Origin of the sequence: Helicobacter pylori (assembly GCF_014498195.1) — a bacterium.
Lineage (GTDB): Bacteria > Campylobacterota > Campylobacteria > Campylobacterales > Helicobacteraceae > Helicobacter > Helicobacter pylori_DO.
In genome coordinates this window covers 1-17654 of record NZ_JACTGH010000009.1, presented here as the reverse complement: position 1 = coordinate 17654, position 17654 = coordinate 1, and the positions used below count along the sequence as shown (strand labels likewise).

The 17654-nt window shown below is 39.7% G+C and carries 18 protein-coding genes and 1 pseudogene; 10 read left to right on the top strand and 9 right to left on the bottom strand.

What is annotated here, in order from left to right; all coding sequences use genetic code 11:
* Window positions 1-273: 273 nt before the first annotated feature.
* Entirely contained in the window at window positions 274-861 is a 588-nt protein-coding gene (locus tag H7N67_RS05200; RefSeq protein WP_187939283.1) for a hypothetical protein, read from the top strand.
* Here H7N67_RS05200 and H7N67_RS05195 read toward each other — a convergent pair.
* From H7N67_RS05195 to fumC, 3 genes and pseudogenes are all read right to left on the bottom strand, one after another.
* Window positions 835-1449, bottom strand: a complete 615-nt coding sequence (locus tag H7N67_RS05195; RefSeq protein WP_187939316.1) for a ribonuclease HII — start codon at window positions 1447-1449, stop codon at window positions 835-837. The two genes, H7N67_RS05200 and H7N67_RS05195, sit on opposite strands and share 27 nt — an antisense overlap.
* 29 nt (window positions 1450-1478) lie before the next feature.
* Window positions 1479-1731, bottom strand: a pseudogene (locus H7N67_RS05190) (hypothetical protein).
* Window positions 1732-1753: 22 nt separating this feature from the next.
* Window positions 1754-3145 (bottom strand): class II fumarate hydratase, encoded by a 1392-nt coding sequence (fumC, locus tag H7N67_RS05185; protein WP_079342816.1) that lies wholly within the window; start codon window positions 3143-3145, stop codon window positions 1754-1756.
* 173 nt (window positions 3146-3318) lie between these two features.
* On the opposite strand from fumC, the gene crdA reads away from it, so the two are divergent.
* From crdA to H7N67_RS05165, 4 genes are read left to right on the top strand one after another with little or no spacing between them, the layout of a single operon-like run.
* Window positions 3319-3696: a copper resistance determinant CrdA gene (crdA, locus tag H7N67_RS05180; protein WP_000731606.1), complete on the top strand. Its 378-nt coding sequence runs from the start codon at window positions 3319-3321 to the stop codon at window positions 3694-3696.
* 4 nt (window positions 3697-3700) lie between these two features.
* Window positions 3701-4939: a copper resistance outer membrane protein CrdB gene (gene crdB, locus H7N67_RS05175; RefSeq protein ID WP_187939281.1), complete on the top strand. Its 1239-nt coding sequence runs from the start codon at window positions 3701-3703 to the stop codon at window positions 4937-4939.
* A complete protein-coding gene (locus H7N67_RS05170; protein WP_187939280.1) occupies window positions 4936-5976 on the top strand; it encodes an efflux RND transporter periplasmic adaptor subunit in 1041 nt (346 codons plus the stop codon). Before crdB ends, H7N67_RS05170 begins: the two co-directional genes overlap by 4 nt.
* Entirely contained in the window at window positions 5977-9084 is a 3108-nt protein-coding gene (locus tag H7N67_RS05165; RefSeq protein ID WP_187939279.1) for an efflux RND transporter permease subunit, read from the top strand. It abuts the gene before it with no gap.
* Here H7N67_RS05165 and H7N67_RS05160 read toward each other — a convergent pair.
* From H7N67_RS05160 to dnaJ, 3 genes are read right to left on the bottom strand one after another with little or no spacing between them, the layout of a single operon-like run.
* Window positions 9065-9421, bottom strand: coding sequence for a branched-chain amino acid transporter permease (locus tag H7N67_RS05160; protein WP_187939278.1), 357 nt, complete (start codon window positions 9419-9421; stop codon window positions 9065-9067). The genes H7N67_RS05165 and H7N67_RS05160 overlap by 20 nt on opposite strands.
* Window positions 9415-10101, bottom strand: coding sequence for an azaleucine resistance protein AzlC (gene azlC / locus H7N67_RS05155; protein ID WP_187939277.1), 687 nt, complete (start codon window positions 10099-10101; stop codon window positions 9415-9417). Before azlC ends, H7N67_RS05160 begins: the two co-directional genes overlap by 7 nt.
* A gap of 10 nt (window positions 10102-10111) precedes the next feature.
* Window positions 10112-11221: a molecular chaperone DnaJ gene (gene dnaJ / locus H7N67_RS05150; protein ID WP_187939276.1), complete on the bottom strand. Its 1110-nt coding sequence runs from the start codon at window positions 11219-11221 to the stop codon at window positions 10112-10114.
* Between the two features lie 178 nt (window positions 11222-11399).
* Between dnaJ and H7N67_RS05145 the strand changes: the two genes are divergently transcribed.
* Entirely contained in the window at window positions 11400-12476 is a 1077-nt protein-coding gene (locus H7N67_RS05145) for a hypothetical protein (RefSeq protein WP_232263020.1), read from the top strand.
* A gap of 40 nt (window positions 12477-12516) precedes the next feature.
* Here the strand turns inward: H7N67_RS05145 and mnmA are convergent, their stop codons facing one another.
* A complete protein-coding gene (gene mnmA, locus H7N67_RS05140; RefSeq protein WP_187939274.1) occupies window positions 12517-13545 on the bottom strand; it encodes a tRNA 2-thiouridine(34) synthase MnmA in 1029 nt (342 codons plus the stop codon).
* Between the two features lie 140 nt (window positions 13546-13685).
* Between mnmA and H7N67_RS05135 the strand changes: the two genes are divergently transcribed.
* The gene (locus H7N67_RS05135) at window positions 13686-14447 is read left to right on the top strand and encodes a J domain-containing protein (RefSeq protein ID WP_187939273.1); all 762 of its coding nucleotides are present in this window, start codon (window positions 13686-13688) and stop codon (window positions 14445-14447) included.
* Here the strand turns inward: H7N67_RS05135 and nadD are convergent.
* Together nadD and nikR are read right to left on the bottom strand one after the other, a co-directional pair.
* Window positions 14444-14959 (bottom strand): nicotinate (nicotinamide) nucleotide adenylyltransferase, encoded by a 516-nt coding sequence (gene nadD, locus H7N67_RS05130; RefSeq protein WP_187939315.1) that lies wholly within the window; start codon window positions 14957-14959, stop codon window positions 14444-14446. The genes H7N67_RS05135 and nadD overlap by 4 nt on opposite strands.
* On the bottom strand, window positions 14952-15398 hold the full coding sequence (nikR, locus tag H7N67_RS05125; RefSeq protein ID WP_000380770.1) for a nickel-responsive transcriptional regulator NikR: 447 nt from the start codon (window positions 15396-15398) through the stop codon (window positions 14952-14954). Before nikR ends, nadD begins: the two co-directional genes overlap by 8 nt.
* Before the next feature lie 326 nt (window positions 15399-15724).
* Between nikR and exbB the strand changes: the two genes are divergently transcribed.
* Genes exbB through H7N67_RS05110 form a run of 3 tightly spaced genes read left to right on the top strand, consistent with a single transcriptional unit; the run spans window position 15725 to window position 17365 of the window.
* The gene (gene exbB, locus H7N67_RS05120) at window positions 15725-16162 is read left to right on the top strand and encodes a TonB-system energizer ExbB (protein ID WP_000508569.1); all 438 of its coding nucleotides are present in this window, start codon (window positions 15725-15727) and stop codon (window positions 16160-16162) included.
* The gene (gene exbD, locus H7N67_RS05115) at window positions 16159-16548 is read left to right on the top strand and encodes a TonB system transport protein ExbD (protein ID WP_000836356.1); all 390 of its coding nucleotides are present in this window, start codon (window positions 16159-16161) and stop codon (window positions 16546-16548) included. Before exbB ends, exbD begins: the two co-directional genes overlap by 4 nt.
* Window positions 16514-17365, top strand: a complete 852-nt coding sequence (locus tag H7N67_RS05110; RefSeq protein ID WP_187939272.1) for an energy transducer TonB family protein — start codon at window positions 16514-16516, stop codon at window positions 17363-17365. The genes exbD and H7N67_RS05110 overlap by 35 nt, the downstream gene beginning before the upstream one ends.
* Window positions 17366-17654: the final 289 nt, after the last annotated feature.

Below are 17654 nucleotides of genomic sequence, written 5' to 3'. Positions count from 1 at the left end.
ATTTATGTATTTATGTATTTATGTATTTATGTATTTATGTATTTATGTATTTATGTATTTATGTATTTATGTATTTATGTATTTATGTATTTATGTATTTATGTATTTATGTATTAAAATTATTAAACATTTTTTTATATTATTAACAGGTATTTTATTTTTTTTTAAGCTAACTCACTATAAGATATCCCAGTATTTCGCTTTTTTGAGAAATACCACCTACCCTAAAAGCGTAGGGCGTTTTTAATATTCTTTTATAGAAAGGAAGCTACAATGAACGCATTGAAAAAATTAAGTTTCTGCGCCTTGTTATCCCTAGGCCTCTTCGCTCAAACAGCGCATGCTGAGAGTTTGAAAGACATGATTAACTATCCTGATTGGCTTAAAATCAATCTTTTTAACGACAAGAACCCGCTCAATCAATATGTCGGATCGGCTTCAATTTTTGGTAAAAGGAACGATTTTTATTCCAACTATATCCCCTATGATGACAAATTGCCCCCTGAAGAGAACGCTGAAAAAGTGGCTTTTTTAAGGGCCAGGATGAACGCTTATAGCACTTTAGAGGTTGTCTTAGCGACCAAGAAAAAGAAAGTGCGAGAACGCATTTATAAGGAGTTTCAAGATAAAGACCAATCCATCAACAATCTGTTTAAAGTGGTTGATTTTTTAGTGTCTAAATCCATTTTAGCTAAAAGGTTCGTGGATACCACCAACCATCGTGTGTATGTTATGGTGCAATTCCCTTTCATTCAGCCTGAAGATCTCATCGCTTACTTTAAGGCAAAACGCATCAACCTTCCTTCAACGAGCGCTACCAATCTCAGCGCCATTTTAAACAAGGCGTTGTTCCACATCTAAGAGTTTGGGATTTAAGATGCGGTTTTTAAGCGTGAAGCTATGCCGATGAAAAGGCGTAGCCCCTAGCTTAATGATCGCTTCTATATGCTGTTTAGTCCCATACCCGCAATTCTTATCCCAGCCGTATTCCTTAAACAAAGCGTGCAATTGCCGCATTTCTCTGTCCTTAAAAGCTTTCGCCAAAACAGACGCCATAGCGATTTGAGCGATCTTTTCATCGCCCTTGATGATGGTTTGTATATTAGGGTAGCGTTTATTCAAGCCAAACGCCGTGTTGCCGTCTATTTTTATTTTATTGGCTAAAGAGCGGCCATTTTCTAAAATTTCTTGAATAGCGAGTTTCAAACACACCCCTAAGCCTAAGTTATCAATTTCATTTGCGCTTTTTTTAACCACCCAAAACTTGATCTCGCCATGCGTTTTGATTTTATCTTCCAAGAAAAAGCGCTTTTTTGGGTTAAGCTTCTTGCTATCTTTGAGACCCATTTCTAAAAACTCTAAGGCTGTTTTTTCACTACACACCACCCCAGCCACAAAAAGCGACCCGGCCAAACACCCCCTCCCCGCTTCATCAATGCCTAAAACCATTGATACGCAACCCAACCGGTATCAAATCCCTACTCACACGCTCCATGCGTTATCCTGTTTCCTCTTAGCTTCTTAATAAACTCTGTTAATTCTTTTTCAAAGTTTTTCACGCTTTTTCTGTCGCTTGGCGATGAAGGGATAGTCAAATGATGCACCCCATCAGTTAGCTTGGCATGCTTGCTTCCAGATTCCAAATAAAGATTCAAATCTTTATTGTCATGCAATACCTCTTATTAAGATCTTACGAATCTCTTTGCTATGAGTGGCTTTTTCAGGATTCATCTCGCACGCCCACCCAAGGTTTTCAAGCCTTAGGTCCGATCATCTTTTCAGGCACCACGAATTTGTCAAAATCTTCAGCGCTCAAGAGTTTCAATTCCAGCGCGCTTTCTTTTAAAGAAATGCCTTTTTTGTGGGCGTTTTTAGCGATTTTAGCGGCGTTTTCATAGCCTACATGCGGGTTTAGGGCGGTTACTAGCATTAAAGAATGGTGCAAGTAATAATCAATTTTTTCTTTATTAGGCTCAATACCGCTCGCGCAATGGATATTGAAACTTTCCATGCTGTCGCTCAAGAGCCTCAAACTCTGCAAGAAATTATAAATGATCACCGGCTTGAACACGTTCAATTCAAAATTACCCTGACTGGCCGCAATGCCAATAGCGGTATCATTCCCCATCACTTGCACGGCCACCATGGTCATCGCTTCGCATTGCGTAGGGTTGACTTTACCGGGCATAATAGAGCTGCCCGGCTCGTTTTCAGGGATATTAAGCTCGCCCAAACCACAGCGCGGCCCGCTCGCAAGCCATCTAATATCGTTAGCGATTTTCATCAAATTCGCCGCTAAAGCCTTAAAAGCCCCATGCGCATAAGCGATAGCGTCATGGCTAGTGAGCGCATGGAATTTATTGGGCGCAGAGATGAATTTCACGCCGCTAAACTGGCTCAATTCTTCAGCCACTTTTTCACTCAATTCTTTATGAGCGTTTAGCCCTGTGCCTACGGCCGTCCCGCCTATGGCTAATTCTCTTAAATGTTCCAAACTCTCTAAAATTTGTTGTTTAGAATGCTCTAACATGCTCGCATACCCGCTAAATTCTTGCCCCAAAGTTAAAGGCGTAGCGTCTTGTAAATGCGTGCGCCCGATTTTGACAATCTCTTTAAATTGTTGGCTTTTGTCTTTAAAGGTTTTTAACAGATTCTCTAAACTGGGCAGTAGTTTATGCGTGATTTCTAGTACGCTCACAATGTGCATTGCGGTAGGGAAAGTGTCGTTGGAGCTTTGAGACATGTTCACATCATCGTTAGGGTGGATGAGTTTTTTCTCCCTAAAATTACCCCCTAAAATTTCGGTAGCCTTATTGGCGATGACTTCATTGAGATTCATGTTCGTTTGAGTCCCGCTCCCTGTTTGCCATATCGCTAAGGGAAACTCGCCGCACAATTCGCCTTTTAAAATGCAATCGCACGCCTTGATAATGGCTTGCGATTTTTCCAGGCTCAATTTCCCTAACTTGTGGTTGACTACCGCCAGACTCCTTTTGAGTTTGGCAAACGCGCCAATGAGTTCTTTAGGCATTTTTTCAGTGCCGATTTTAAAGTTTTCAAGACTGCGTTGCGTTTGAGCCCCCCAGTATTGGCTATCATCTACTTTGATTTCGCCCATCGTGTCATGTTCGATTCTAAATTGCATGCTAATCCTTTGAAATTTGATTTTAAAACCTTAAAAAAATAGCATAAACTCTTATACCTTCTACTTAAAAACCCCTTTTTTTAAATACCATTTCCACAATTTTTACACAAAAGAGGGTTATCATTCGTCCGCAACAAGAATTTTCTTGTTATCTTAATGTAAAGGTCAAAACGATGAAAAAGTTAGCCGCTTTATTTTTAATGAGCGTGTTGGGGGTTATGAGTTTAAACGCATGGGAGCAAACCCTAAAAGCCAATGACTTGGAAGTGAAAATCAAATCCGTGGGTAACCCTATTAAAGGCGATAACACTTTTGTGCTTAGCCCCACTTTAAAAGGTAAGGCTTTAGAAAAAGCTATCGTTAGGGTGCAGTTTATGATGCCTGAAATGCCCGGCATGCCAGCGATGAAAGAAATGGCGCAAGTGAGTGAAAAAAACGGCCTTTATGAAGCTAAAACCAATCTTTCTATGAACGGGACATGGCAGGTTAGGGTGGATATTAAATCTAAAGAGGGCCAGGTTTATCGCGCTAAAACAAGCCTGGATTTATAAGCGCATGCTGTCTTTTATAAGCGCGTTTGATAAAAGGGGCGTTTCAATACGCCTTTTAACAGCCTTGTTACTGCTTTTTAGTTTGGGTTTGGCTAAAGATTTAGAGATCCAATCTTTTGTGGCTAAATACCTTTCTAAAAATCAAAAAATACAAGCCCTACAAGAGCAAATTGACGCTTTAAATTCTCAAGAAAAAGTCGTTAGCAAATGGGATAACCCTATTTTGTATTTAGGCTATAACAACGCTAACGTGAGCGATTTTTTCAGGCTAGATAGCACTTTAATGCAAAACATGAGCTTGGGATTGTCTCAAAAAGTGGATTTAAATGGTAAAAAACTCACGCAATCTAAAATGATCAATTTAGAAAAACAAAAAAAGATATTAGAGCTTAAAAAAACCAAGCAGCAATTAGCGATTAATTTAATGATAAACGGCATTGAAAATTATAAAAACCAACAAGAAATAGAGCTTTTAAACACAGCGATTAAAAATTTAGAAAACACCCTCTATCAAGCCAACCATTCCAGTTCGCCCGATTTAATAGCGATCGCCAAGCTAGAAATTTTAAAATCGCAATTAGAAATCAAAAAAAACAACTTAGAAGAAGCGCTCTCTAGCAGCCATTATTCCATGGGTGAATTGACTTTTAAAGAAAACGAGCTTTTAAGCATTGCCCCTAAAAATTTTGAATTTAATAAAGAGCAAGAGTTATATAACATTAGCGCCACTAATTACGATATTGCGATCGCCAGGCTTGATGAAGAAAAAGCGCAAAAAGACATCACTTTGGCTAAAAAAAGCTTTTTAGAAGACATAAACGTTACCGGGGTGTATTATTTCCGCTCCAAACAATACTATAACTACGACATGTTTAGCGTCGCTTTGTCTATCCCTTTGCCCCTTTATGGCAAGCAAGCCAAATTAGTGGAGCAAAAGAAAAAAGAAAGCCTGGTGTTTAAAAGCGAAGTGGAAAATACCAAAAACAAAACGCGCCACCTGGCCCTAAAACTCCTTAAAAAATTAGAAACCTTGCAAAAAAACCTAGAAGCGATCAATAAAATTGTAAGGCAGAATGAAAAAATCGCGCAAATTTATGCGCTTGATTTGAAATCTAATGGCGATTACAACGCTTATTACAACGCTTTTAATGACAAAATCACCATTCAAATCACCCAGCTTGAAACCTTGAGCGCTCTAAATAGCGCTTATTTGTCCTTACAAAACCTCAAAGGATTAGAATGAAACGACTTTTATTGTTGGCCTTGATTTTATTTTTTAGCCTCTTATTGGCTAACGCTCAAGAAACCAACGCTCAAGAAACCAAAGAGACTAAAAAAACTAAAGAAGCTAAAGAAGCTAAAAGCCAAACCCGTTTCAACATTTCCACCACTAAGGTTATAGAAAAAGAATTCGCCCAAAGCCGGCGCTATTACGCGATTTTAGAGCCTAATGAAGCGCTGATTTTTTCTCAAACCCTGCGTTTTGATGGCTATGTGGAAAAGCTTTATGCGAATAAAACCTATACCCCCATTAAAAAGGGCGATAGACTCTTGAGCGTGTATTCCCCTGAATTAGTGGACGTTCAAAGCGAATTGCTATCGTCATTGAAATTCAACCAACAAGTGGGAGCGATTAAAGAAAAATTAAAACTATTAGGGTTAGAAAACTCTAGCATTGAAAAAATCATTAGCAGCCATAAGGTTCAAAATGCAATCACTATTTACTCTCGTTTCAGTGGCGTTATTTTTAAAAAAAGCCCGGATCTCAATGAGGGGAGCTTTTTTAAAAAAGGGCAAGAGCTTTTTCAGATCATAGATTTAAGCCAATTGTGGGCGCTTGTTAAAGTCAATCAAGAGGATTTAGAGTTTTTAAAAAACACGCATCAAGCGATTTTGTTCGTAGAAGGGGTTAAAGGCAAGCAAGCAATCACGCTTGAAAACATCAATCCCATCATAAATGCGCAAGATAAAATGCTAGAAGCGCGCTTCAATGTGCCTAACGCTCAACAGATTTATTACCCTAACATGTTCGCTCAAGTAGAAATCTTTCACAAACCAAAAAAAATGAAGATTTTGCCTAAAGAAGCGGTTTTGATTAAGGGGGGGAAAACTATCGTGTTCAAAAAAGATGATTTTGGCTTAAGCCCGTTAGAAATTAAAGCCGTTCGCTTGAGCGATGGGAGTTATGAAATTTTAGAGGGTTTAGAAGCGGGCGAAGAAGTCGCTAATAGCGCTTTATTCGTGCTAGACGCTGACGCTCAAAACAATGGGGATTATTGAATGATAGAAAAAATCATTGATTTAAGCGTTAAAAACAAACTCCTTACCACTTTAATCACTCTACTCATTTTTTTAGCCTCTTTGTGGGCGATAAAAAGCGTTCGTTTAGACGCTTTGCCGGATTTAAGCCCCGCTCAAGTGGTCGTGCAGATCACTTACCCCAATCAAAGCCCTAAAATCGTGCAAGAACAGGTTACTTACCCATTAGTTTCTACCTTCATGAGTATCGCTAACATTGACACGGTTAGGGGGATTTCTAGCTATGAAAGCGGCTTGATTTACATCATTTTTAAAGACGGCGTCAATCTGTATTGGGCTAGGGATAGGGTTTTAGAGCAACTAAACCGAGTGAATAATCTGCCCAAGGACGCTAAAGTGGAAATAGGGAGCGATTCCACTTCTATTGGCTGGGCGTATCAATACGCCTTATCTAGCGATAGCAAGAATTTAAGCGATCTGAAAGTCTTGCAAGATTTTTATTACCGCTACGCGCTTTTAGGGGTTGATGGGGTGAGTGAGATCGCAAGCGTGGGGGGCTTTGTGAAAGATTATGAAGTAACGCTTCAAAACGACTCTTTGATCCGTTATAACTTGAGTTTAGAACAAGTCGCTAACGCGATTAAAAATTCCAATAACGATACCGGTGGGGGGGTTATTTTAGAAAACGGGTTTGAAAAAATTATAAGATCGCATGGCTATATCCAATCTTTAAACGATTTAGAAGAAATTGTGATTAAAAAAGAAGGGGCTATCCCTTTAAAGATTAAAGATATAGCCAGCGTGAGACTAGTTCCAAAACCACGCAGAGGAGCGGCTAACCTCAACGGCGATAAGGAAGTGGTGGGCGGGATTGTCATGGTGCGCTATCACGCTGACACTTATAAGGTGCTTAAAGCCATTAAAGAAAAAATCGCCACCTTACAAGCGAGTAACCCTGATGTGAAAATCACCAGCGTGTATGACAGGAGCGAATTGATTGAAAAAGGCATTGACAATTTGATCCACACGCTCATAGAAGAAAGTGCGATTGTGTTAATCATTATTGCGATTTTCTTACTGCATTTCAGGAGCGCTCTAGTGGTGATCATCACTCTGCCTTTAAGCGTGTGCATCAGTTTCTTGCTCATGCGTTATTTCAATATTGAAGCGAGTATCATGAGTTTAGGGGGCATTGCGATCGCTATAGGGGCGATGGTGGATGCGGCGATTGTGATGGTGGAGAACGCTCACAAGCATTTGCAACGCATTGATACGAAAGACGACACTCAAAGGGTCAATGCCATCATGCAAGGGGTTAAGCATGTGGGGGGCGCGATATTTTTTGCTTTAATGATCATCGTGGTTTCTTTCTTGCCAATTTTTGCGCTCACCGGCCAAGAAGAAAAGCTTTTTGCCCCTTTAGCTTACACCAAAACCTTTGCCATGCTAGTGGGAGCAATGCTCTCTATTACGATAGTCCCTATTTTAATGGTATGGCTCATTAAAGGGCGGATTTTAGAAGAGTCCAAAAACCCTATTAACGCTTTTTTCATGAAAATTTATGGCGTGAGTTTGGATTTTGTGCTTAAGTTCAGATACGCTTTTTTAATAGTAAGCGTTGTGGGTTTAGGGGGCTTGTATATATCATACAAAAAACTCAACTGGGAATTTATCCCCCAAATCAATGAGGGGGTAATCATGTATATGCCTGTAACGCTTAATGGCGTGGGCATTGACACCGCTTTAGAATACTTGAAAAAAAGTAATGCCGCTATCAAACAACTGGATTTTGTCAAACAGGTTTTTGGTAAAGTGGGGCGCGCTAACACCAGCACCGATGCTGCCGGTTTAGGAATGATAGAAACCTACATTGAATTAAAGCCACAAAACGAGTGGAAAGAAAAGCTCAGCTATAAAGAAGTTAGGGACAAATTAGAAAAAACCCTGCAATTAAAAGGCTTGACTAATTCATGGACTTACCCCATTCGTGGGAGGACGGACATGCTCTTAACCGGCATTAGAACGCCCCTAGGCATCAAGCTCTATGGTAACGATACGGATAAATTACAAGAATTGGCGATCCTTATGGAACAACAGCTCAAAACCCTAAAAGAAAGCTTGTCCGTCTTTGCCGAGCGATCCAATAACGGCTACTACATCACGCTGGATTTGAACGATGAAAATCTGGCTCGTTATGGCATCAACAAAAACGCCGTGTTGGACACGATTAAATTCGCTTTGGGCGGAGCCACGCTCACGACCATGATTAAAGGCGTAGAAAGCTACCCTATTTCTTTACGCTTAGAAGACACCGAAAGAAACACCATTGAAAAATTAAAAAACCTCTACATCAAAACCGCTTACAATTACATGCCTTTAAGGGAATTAGCCCATGTGTATTACGACAATTCGCCGGCGGTATTAAAAAGCGAAAAGGGCTTGAACGTGAATTTTATCTATATCGTGCCGCAAAATGGTATCAGCTCTGATACTTACAGACAACTAGCGATAAAAGCGCTAGAAAAAATCCAATTGCCTAATGGGTATTATTATGAATTTAGCGGCGAAAGCCAGTATTTAGAAGAAGCGTTTAAAACCCTACAATACATCGTGCCGGTGAGCGTGTTTATCATTTTTATTTTAATTGTCTTTGCGTTAAAGAATCTCACTAATTCCTTGCTATGCTTTTTCACTCTGCCTTTTGCGTTTTTGGGGGGGTTGATTTTTATGAATCTCATGGGATTTAACATGAGCGTGGCGGCGTTAGTGGGCTTTTTAGCCCTTTTAGGGGTAGCGAGCGAAACGGCTATTGTGATGATTATTTATTTAGAGGATGCGTTTCAAAAGTTCATCAAAACCCCTTTAAAAGAGCGAACGACTACCGCCTTAAAAGAAGCTATCATGCATGGGGCGGTGCTTAGGGTAAGGCCCAAGCTGATGACCTTTTTTAGCATTTTAGCTTCACTCATTCCGATCATGTATAGCCATGGCACCGGAAGTGAAATCATGAAATCCATCGCCGCGCCCATGCTAGGGGGCATGATAAGCAGCGTTGTTTTAACGCTTTTTATTATCCCTACGGCGTATTTTGTGATTAAAAACGCTAGGATCAGGAAACATGAATATTAAAAAAAGCCTTTTCTAACGCATGGCTTTGGACTAAAACCATATAAAGAATGGTAGGGAGCGTGATGCTTAAAACAAACACCTTAAAAATGCGGTGCAAAAGGATGACGGACAAAAAAGCGGTGATTTCATTGATTCCATAAGGGGGTTTTAAAATGTGAATGTCTTTAAAACAATAGATCACGAGCATGCCTATCACTGAGCATGATAAAGCCCTACCCAAATAACGCACAAAGTCGTTAGGCGGGTTTTTAGCGTTAAACACCATAAAAGGCCAGATGCGCGTGAAATAAGTCGTTAATATGATGACTAAAAGAATGAGTATAGAATGCGTTAACATTCTAACTGCTTTCTAAACAAAATGAGAGCGAGCACCATTAAAATCAAAGCGATGAGCAAAAAGTATTCAGTCCCAAAGAGCGCTAAACAAACAACCGCAATAAAAATCCCAAGCCATGCGTTTTTGTGGTTTGTGTTCCGTTTGTATTGCTCCATGAACAGCACGATAAAAATCGCTGTCATCACAAATTCCATGCCTTGAGTGTCAAAGGAAAAATGCGAACCCACCAACGAACCCACCAACGAGCCAAAAATCCAATAAGAGTGGTTGAGTAAGGAAATGCTAAAAATAAAGTCTTTTTCACTCACCCCCTCTTTAGGAGCGTATAAATTCAATAACGCAAAGGTTTCATCCGTGAGCGCATGCGCTAAATAGGGCAAACGCCATTGGGTGTTTTTGAATCGATCTAGCATAGAAAGCGCATAACAAGTCTGTCTCGCATTCACTAGCAAGCTCACAATAACGACATTCATCAAACTCGCTTGCGCGCTTAAAAGCGTGATCGCTACAAACTGCACCGCCCCAGCGTAGATGAATAACGACATGAACAAAGCGACTTTATAATCATAGCCATGCTGGACTAAAAGCATTCCAAAGGTCATTCCCATAAGCAAATACCCTAAAAAGATAGAAATGGTATGAGGGAAAGCGTCTTTGAAGGCTTTTAGAAACTCGCGCACCAACAACCTTTTATTTGAACCAGTCTTTAATCTTAGAAATACAGGTTTCTAAAACGCTTTTATGCGGTTCGCCCTCATAGCCAAAACTCGCATGCAATTTTTCCAATAACCCTTGCTGCTCTTTATTCAAGCTTTTAGGATAAATCACTTGCAACACCACGATCAAACTCCCCCTATAAGAGCTTTCGGGGTGCTTCACGCCCTCGTTTCTAAACGCAAAAGTTTGCCTGTCTTTGGCGTTTCTAGGGATTTTTAATTCCAATTCGCCTCCTCTTAAAGACGGCACTTTAATCGTATGCCCCAAAGCAATAGTGGTGAAAAACACCGGCGCTTCAATGAACAAATCACAGCCTTCGCGCTTGAAATGCTCATCTTCTTTGACTCGCGCTTCTAAATACAAATCCCCTCTTTTCCCCTTCTCGTATTCATTGCCTTTATTTTTAAGCACCATGCGGTTTTGATCATCAATGCCCTCAGGGATTACCGCATCAATTTCTTCATCTTTAAGAATGTAGGTTTTACCCTTACACGCTTGGCATGGGGTTTTAACGATCTTGCCCTTGCCTTGACACGCCCCACAAGTTTGCGCAAAACTCATAAAACCTTGACGCATGAACACCTGCCCCTGCCCGTTGCATTGTTTGCAAGTCTCTAGGGCTTTATCTTTAGCGCCCGTGCCATCGCAACTTTCACAAACACTCTGGTATTGGACTTTAATGGTTTTTTTACAGCCAAAAACCGCTTCTTTAAAACTCAATTCAATGGTTTGCAAATAATCTGGTGCGACAGAGCTTTTTTGCCTTTTACTCCCCCTAGCGCCAAACCCAAAAGCGTCTTCAAAAAACGAGCCTAAATCTTCAAAAAAATCAGAAAAATCGCTCTGGCTTGAACCGGCTTGGTTTAAGCCTTTTTTGCCATACCTGTCGTATAAGGCCCGCTTCTTTTCATCGCCTAGCACCCCATAGGCTTCATTGATAAGCTTGAATTTTTCTTCGGCTTCTTTATCGCCGGCGTTTCGGTCCGGGTGGTATTTTAAAGCCAGCTTTCTGTAAGACTTTTTAATGGTCTCTTGGTTGCTGTGTTTTTCCACTTCTAAAATTTCATAATAACTCAATTCCACGATCGCTCCAAAAATGGCATCAAAACGCTTATTTTATCTTAAAAGCGATAATTTTGCGTGTTTTAGCGCATGCCAAAACTTAGATAAAATAACACGATGAAACTATAGTAATAAAGATAACCTTATGAGATTTTTTTGCTTCTTCTTATTTTTTCTAACCTTTTCAAACGCGCAGATAATGATGACTTTTGATTCTCAAACAAACGCCAAGCTCTCGCGCTCCAACGAACAGCTTTCTGACATGCTCTATAAACTCAATGAAAGTTTAAGAATCTATCAAAGCGTGCTTTCTAATAACCAGGATCAACTTAAAGAAATCAAAAAGGCTAACAGCACCCTAAATAGCCAGAGGCGTTTTTTTAACGCCAGCCAGATCCGCCTTATGGACACGGATGCACTATTGAAACAAAGCGCTTTGGAATTAGAAAAATTACAAGCTTTAGAAAAACGCTTAAAAGAGAGCATGGAACAAGAACGCTTAATCAAAGAATCCCAAACGCTTTTCTTGCAAGAGCATTGCCCTTATTTGAGCGGCGTTAAGAATTTAGAAGAGGCTTCAAACGCTTTAGAAGTCCAAGAGCAAAACAACGCCCTTTTCTTACTCAAAGAGCCTAAACTCGCCCATTTGCTCTCCCAATTGGATTTGATGAGCGCTTTAAACGCCTTGTGCGATCAAGTTTTAGAAAACCAAGCCCATAACCAACAATCCCATAACAAGACCCTAGAATACAACGCTCTTAAAAACCATGATTTTCAAGCCTATAAAGCCATGCGTTTGAAAAAATTTAAAAACAAGCTTCAAAGCCAAATCCAAGCCAAAGAAGACGCCCTAAAAACCTTTTTACCCTTAGAAAAACGCCTAGAAACTTTAAAAACGCATTTTTTATGCGATAAAGAAAACCTCAAATCATGCGCTAAAGAATTGCACCAACGCTACCAAAACGCCCTTATAGAGCGAGACAAAGAATTAAAAGACGCTAAAAATAATAAAGAAAAGCATGCTCTAATCTTAGCCAATTACGAGCATACTTTAAAAACCTTGAATATAGAATTTTTAAGCGAATTAAATAAGCAAATGGCGTTTTTGAATGAAACCATGGCGTTAAACGCCCGAGTTTTAGCCCTTTTAGCCCAACAACAGACTAAAAAGCCCCTAAATTTGAGCGGTGATTTGAGCGGTGGAAAAGCTCTTATTAAAAATATCCGCTTAGATCCGCATGGATTCCCTAGCTTTAAAAATTTTAAGCAAGAGTGAGTTAAAAAAGCGATCAACTAGGCTATAAACGCCAAAAGCCCTAAACGATCACGCCCCCACCAAGCAAGATGTCATCTTTATAAACGACTAAGGCTTGCCCTTTAGCCACGCCATAAAAAGGCTCTTCAAACTCCACTTCAATCACCTCATCTTTTAAACTCACAAACGCTCTAGCAGGCACGCTCCTGTAACGGGCCTTGATAAAATATTCGCCATCTTTAAAATCTTTCATTAAAGATTTGTTTTTAGCCTTGAGGAAACGCGTGGCTAAATCTTCTTTTTTGCCCACAATTAACTCGTTCTTTTTAGCGTCAATCCCCACCACAAAATGCGGTTCTAACGCGCCTTTAATACTAAAGCCTTTGCGTTTGCCAATCGTGTATTGCATATAGCCCTTATGCGTGCCAATGATTTCGCCTTGTAAATTCTTCACCACGCCCTCTTTTTCCACTTCAACATGTTTTTTTAAGGTGTCAATGTAGCTTTTTTCCACAAAGCAGATTTCTTGAGATTCTTTATAGGTTTCTAAAGTGCCTAAAAAAGGCATCGCATTCAAGGCTAAAGGCTTAATGTCTTTTTTTAACAAATCCCCTAAAGGGAACACCAATTTAGCGATCACTTCATGCTCTAAAGCGTATAAAAAATAGCTCTGATCTTTAGTTTTATCCACAGCCTCTTGAATATAACTTACCTTGTCAATTTCTTTGACTCTCGCATAATGTCCGGTAGCGATCTTTTCACACCCTAATTTTAAAGCGTGATCTAAAGCTAGCCCAAATTTCATTAAAGGGTTGCACAACGCGCATGGGTTAGGGGTTTGCCCTTCTTCATACGCACTGATAAATTCATCATAAACCGCGCTTTTAAAATCCTTTTGAAAATCCAACACCTCTAAAGGAATGCCTAAAAACTCGCACGCTTTTTGAGCGTTTTTGATGTATAAATCATGCTTTTTTTCACTCGCATGGAGTTTTAAATAAATCCCCACTAATTCATGCCCTTGCTCTTTTAAGCTATAAGCGCTATAAGAGCTATCCACCCCCCCACTGAGTAATACCGCTATTTTCATTTTTAATCTTTCATAAATGAGTTATGGCTCGTAGTCTAGCGCAAAAACCATTCATAACCACCTTTTTTTAACCATTGGCATGCTAAAATACCTAAAGATTTTTAAAAATCGCATCAAAACGCATGGAGAAAATAAGGGCAATGGCCAAAATTGAATTGTTAGCCAGATTCACGCAAATCGCGCTCCCTAACAGCCACCCTTTATTGAAAAAAGTTTTAAACTACGCTAAAAAACATTTCAGCCAATGCCACATGCTCTCTTCATCATTGCTCATTTTAAACGACACGGAATGCTTTAAAAAAAACTACTTGCTCAATTGGGTTTATCATGCCCTTGAATGCACGCATGAGAAAGATATTAGCATGCATTCTTTAGAAGAGATTTTACAAAAAAGCCGCTTGCCCATACGCATCAAAATCATCAATCAAAACACGCTTTTAGAAAAGATAGAGGTGAAAGTTTTAACCTTTGGGGCAGAATACGCGCTCTTTATCACCAAACACCCTATCGCTAAACGCTTTTTACGCCAAAAATTTAGCGGCTATGTGTTTTTAGAAACCCAAGATGAATTGCATATAAGAGGCGATTCAGAGCGTTTTTGGGAACTCATTGTAACGCTCAATGAAAATAGAATCGTCCATAACGCATGCTTAGATTTCATCTACCCTAATGGCTTTGGCAAAGACAGCTACACCACTATGGCTGAACGCAAATTAAAAGAATGCTATAAAACGCTAGGGTTTATCAAACATGAAAATTTCAGCGAAGTCAAAAAACGCTATTTAGAGTTGGCTAAAACCTACCACCCTGATTTATGCGATCTCAAAGAAAAAAAGGCTCTTTACGCCAAACGCTTCGCTATCATTCAAGAAGCCTATAGCCACATTAAAAAACACGCCTAAACCCCCAAACTAGCCCTAATCGCGCTAGAAGAAATCGGCGCGTCAATGCCCTTTAAAGGGTGGTAGTGTCCCTTAAACTGGATCTCTTCATAGCCAATCCTTTCAAAAACCACTAATTCCACCCTTTTTAAAAGCTCTTTAGCGTTAGTCCAAGAAGAAAGGTGCCTCAAGCAATCCGCCCCTATGACTAAATAAAGCGTTTTAGGGCGGTAGAGTTTTTGGAAATGAAGAACGCTTTCTATCGTAGGCACAGCCCTTTCTTGCTTGATTTCAAAATCGCTCAATAGCACCCTATCTATTCCCTTTAAAGCTCTTTCTAACTCTTTAAAACGGGTTTTTGCGTCCAAAAAACATGGCTTTTTGAAAGGGTTTTGATAAGCGGGCAAGACAATGAGCTGGGCAAAGGGCAGTAATTCTAAAGTTTGCTCAATAATGGCTAAATGAGCCTTATGCAAGGGGTCAAAACTCCCTCCATAGAGCGCTAATTCTTTACATTCTAACACGCTATTCATTGTATTCAAAGCTAGACGCCTTAGTCAATTTAGCGAATTTAACCCCCCTAAGCCCCCCAATTTCTAATTGCAAGCGTTGGATTTCAAACGAATTGCCTTGTAAAATAATCGTCTCCAAACAATTATGCTCGTCCATGTGAATATGAGTGGTGCATAAAACATGCGTCCCGCTGGCATGCTGAATGTCTATCATGCGCTGGTTTAATTCCCTTTGATGGTGATCATAAATCACCACAAGCACGGCGATTTTACCCTCATCATTAGGGTTATCTTCGGCCCAATTGTCTTCTACTAATTTTTCTCTGATCATGTCGCGCACTAATTCTGATCGAGAAGAATAGCCGTTTTTAATGATGCGGTTGTCTAATTCGTCTAATAAATTTTGTTGCAAAGAAACCGAAAAGCGGATGATTGAATCGTCTTTATTGGGTGTATCCATTTGAGAAAAATCCTTTTTTGGCATGAGTTTGTTAAAAGCCGCTCATGCTAGTATGATTGAATTAATTTAAAATGAACAATTATAATACAGATTGGATTTAAATGGTTGGTCATAAGAGCGTTTGAATTTGATTGTAATTATTAGCTTAATCATCATTGACTTGTTATTATTAAAACAATATAATCAACAAACCAACATTCCTTTATCATTTTGGAGCGTTTATGCGAACGAATGCTTCTTAAAGAGTGCATGCTCTTTAGAGTATATCTGTATCGCATGTGGCTTTAATCTTAAGGGAATTGTTTTATCATAGACAAGGAGTTTTTATGGGCGGTTTTTCAGTGGGAATGTTGAAAGATTATGTGGACATATTTGTTTTTGCGGTGCTTGGCGTGGCCAGTTTTTTAGCCTTGTGGTTTGTGATTGAAAGGGTTATTTTTTATTCTAAAGTCGATTTGAAAGCTTATGACGATATAGACGCCCTGAATTTGGATTTAACCAAGAATCTAACCATTCTCTATGTGATTTTTTCTAACGCGCCTTACGTGGGCTTATTAGGAACGGTTTTAGGGATCATGGTGATTTTCTATGACATGGGCGTGAGCGGCGGGATGGACGCTAAAACGATCATGGTAGGTTTGTCTTTAGCTTTAAAAGCGACCGCTCTAGGGCTTGCTGTGGCGATTCCCACTTTGATCGCTTATAATAGCTTGTTGAGAAAATCCGATGTTTTGAGTGAAAAATTCAGGATCATGAAAAAATGAAAAGCATCAGAAGAGGCGATGGGCTGAATGTTGTCCCTTTCATTGATATTATGCTCGTTTTGCTAGCGATTGTGTTAAGCATTTCTACTTTTATCGCACAAGGTAAGATTAAAGTCAGTCTCCCTAACGCTAAAAACGCGGAAAAATCCCAGCCAAACGATCAAAAAGTGGTGGTCATCTCCGTAGATGAGCATGACAATATTTTCGTAGATGACAAACCGACGAATTTAGAAGCTTTGAGTGCTGTAGTCAAACAAACAGACCCTAAAACCCTTATAGACTTAAAAAGCGACAAAAGCTCTCGTTTTGAAACTTTTATCAGCATTATGGATATTTTAAAAGAGCATAATCATGAAAATTTCTCCATCTCCACGCAAGCTCAGTAAAGTTTCAACGAGTGTCAGCTTTTTAATCTCTTTTGCCCTATACGCTATAGGGTTTGGCTATTTTTTACTGCGCGAAGACGCCCCAGAGCCTTTAGCGCAAGCCGGGACCACTAAGGTTACCATGAGTTTAGCCAGCATTAACACCAATTCTAAAGTGAAGACGAATGCCGAATCCGCTAAACCCAAAGAAGAGCCTAAAGAAAAACCCAAGAAAGAAGAACCAAAAAAAGAAGAACCCAAAAAAGAGGTGACAAAGCCTAAGCCAAAACCCAAGCCCAAGCCTAAGCCTAAACCCAAGCCAAAACCTAAGCCTGAGCCAAAACCCGAGCCAAAACCTGAACCTAAAGTTGAAGAACCTAAGAAAGAAGAGCCTAAAGAAGAACCCAAAAAAGAAGAAGCTAAAGAGGAAGCTAAAGAAAAAAGCGCTCCTAAACAAGTAACGACTAAAGATGTAGTCAAAGAAAAAGACAAGCAAGAAGAGTCTAATAAAACTTCTGAGGGTGCCACTTCTGAAGCTCAAGCTTATAACCCAGGGGTGAGCAACGAATTTTTAATGAAGATCCAAACCGCTATTTCTTCTAAAAACCGCTACCCTAAAATGGCGCAAATTAGGGGCATTGAGGGCGAAGTGTTGGTGAGCTTTACAATCAATGCTGATGGGAGCGTTACAGACATTAAAGTCGTCAAAAGCAACACGACGGATATTTTAAACCATGCGGCTTTAGAAGCCATTAAGAGCGCGGCGCATTTGTTCCCTAAACCAGACGAAACCGTGCATCTAAAAATCCCTATCGCTTATAGCTTGAAAGAAGACTAACTAGCCTTTCTTTTAGGGGCGGTTTTAAGCCTTAAAAGCCGGGTCAAAATCCCTATTTTTCCCAATTTTTACAAAAAAAAAAAAAACAAAACCTCTAAAATTTAGCGCTAAAATTAGTTAAAATTCCATTTATTGCTTATAATACGAAGTTTCTTTGTATCAAAGAAAAATCTATTAAAAGGAGAAAACATGAAAATCAAAAAATCTCTCTTGCTCTCTCTTTCTCTCATGCTCTCATTATCAAGGGCTGAAGATGACGGATTTTACATGAGCGTGGGCTATCAGATCG

Coding starts and splice junctions, on each gene's coding strand:
- H7N67_RS05160 (WP_187939278.1), bottom strand. CDS start 9,421: ATGTTAACGCATTCTATACTCATTCTTTTAGTCATCATATTAACGACT.
- crdB (WP_187939281.1), top strand. CDS start 3,701: ATGCTGTCTTTTATAAGCGCGTTTGATAAAAGGGGCGTTTCAATACGC.
- exbB (WP_000508569.1), top strand. CDS start 15,725: ATGGGCGGTTTTTCAGTGGGAATGTTGAAAGATTATGTGGACATATTT.
- H7N67_RS05200 (WP_187939283.1), top strand. CDS start 274: ATGAACGCATTGAAAAAATTAAGTTTCTGCGCCTTGTTATCCCTAGGC.
- nikR (WP_000380770.1), bottom strand. CDS start 15,398: ATGGATACACCCAATAAAGACGATTCAATCATCCGCTTTTCGGTTTCT.
- H7N67_RS05165 (WP_187939279.1), top strand. CDS start 5,977: ATGATAGAAAAAATCATTGATTTAAGCGTTAAAAACAAACTCCTTACC.
- exbD (WP_000836356.1), top strand. CDS start 16,159: ATGAAAAGCATCAGAAGAGGCGATGGGCTGAATGTTGTCCCTTTCATT.
- H7N67_RS05135 (WP_187939273.1), top strand. CDS start 13,686: ATGGCCAAAATTGAATTGTTAGCCAGATTCACGCAAATCGCGCTCCCT.
- fumC (WP_079342816.1), bottom strand. CDS start 3,145: ATGCAATTTAGAATCGAACATGACACGATGGGCGAAATCAAAGTAGAT.
- H7N67_RS05145 (WP_232263020.1), top strand. CDS start 11,400: ATGATGACTTTTGATTCTCAAACAAACGCCAAGCTCTCGCGCTCCAAC.
- nadD (WP_187939315.1), bottom strand. CDS start 14,959: ATGAATAGCGTGTTAGAATGTAAAGAATTAGCGCTCTATGGAGGGAGT.
- H7N67_RS05170 (WP_187939280.1), top strand. CDS start 4,936: ATGAAACGACTTTTATTGTTGGCCTTGATTTTATTTTTTAGCCTCTTA.
- H7N67_RS05195 (WP_187939316.1), bottom strand. CDS start 1,449: ATGGTTTTAGGCATTGATGAAGCGGGGAGGGGGTGTTTGGCCGGGTCG.
- mnmA (WP_187939274.1), bottom strand. CDS start 13,545: ATGAAAATAGCGGTATTACTCAGTGGGGGGGTGGATAGCTCTTATAGC.
- H7N67_RS05110 (WP_187939272.1), top strand. CDS start 16,514: ATGAAAATTTCTCCATCTCCACGCAAGCTCAGTAAAGTTTCAACGAGT.
- crdA (WP_000731606.1), top strand. CDS start 3,319: ATGAAAAAGTTAGCCGCTTTATTTTTAATGAGCGTGTTGGGGGTTATG.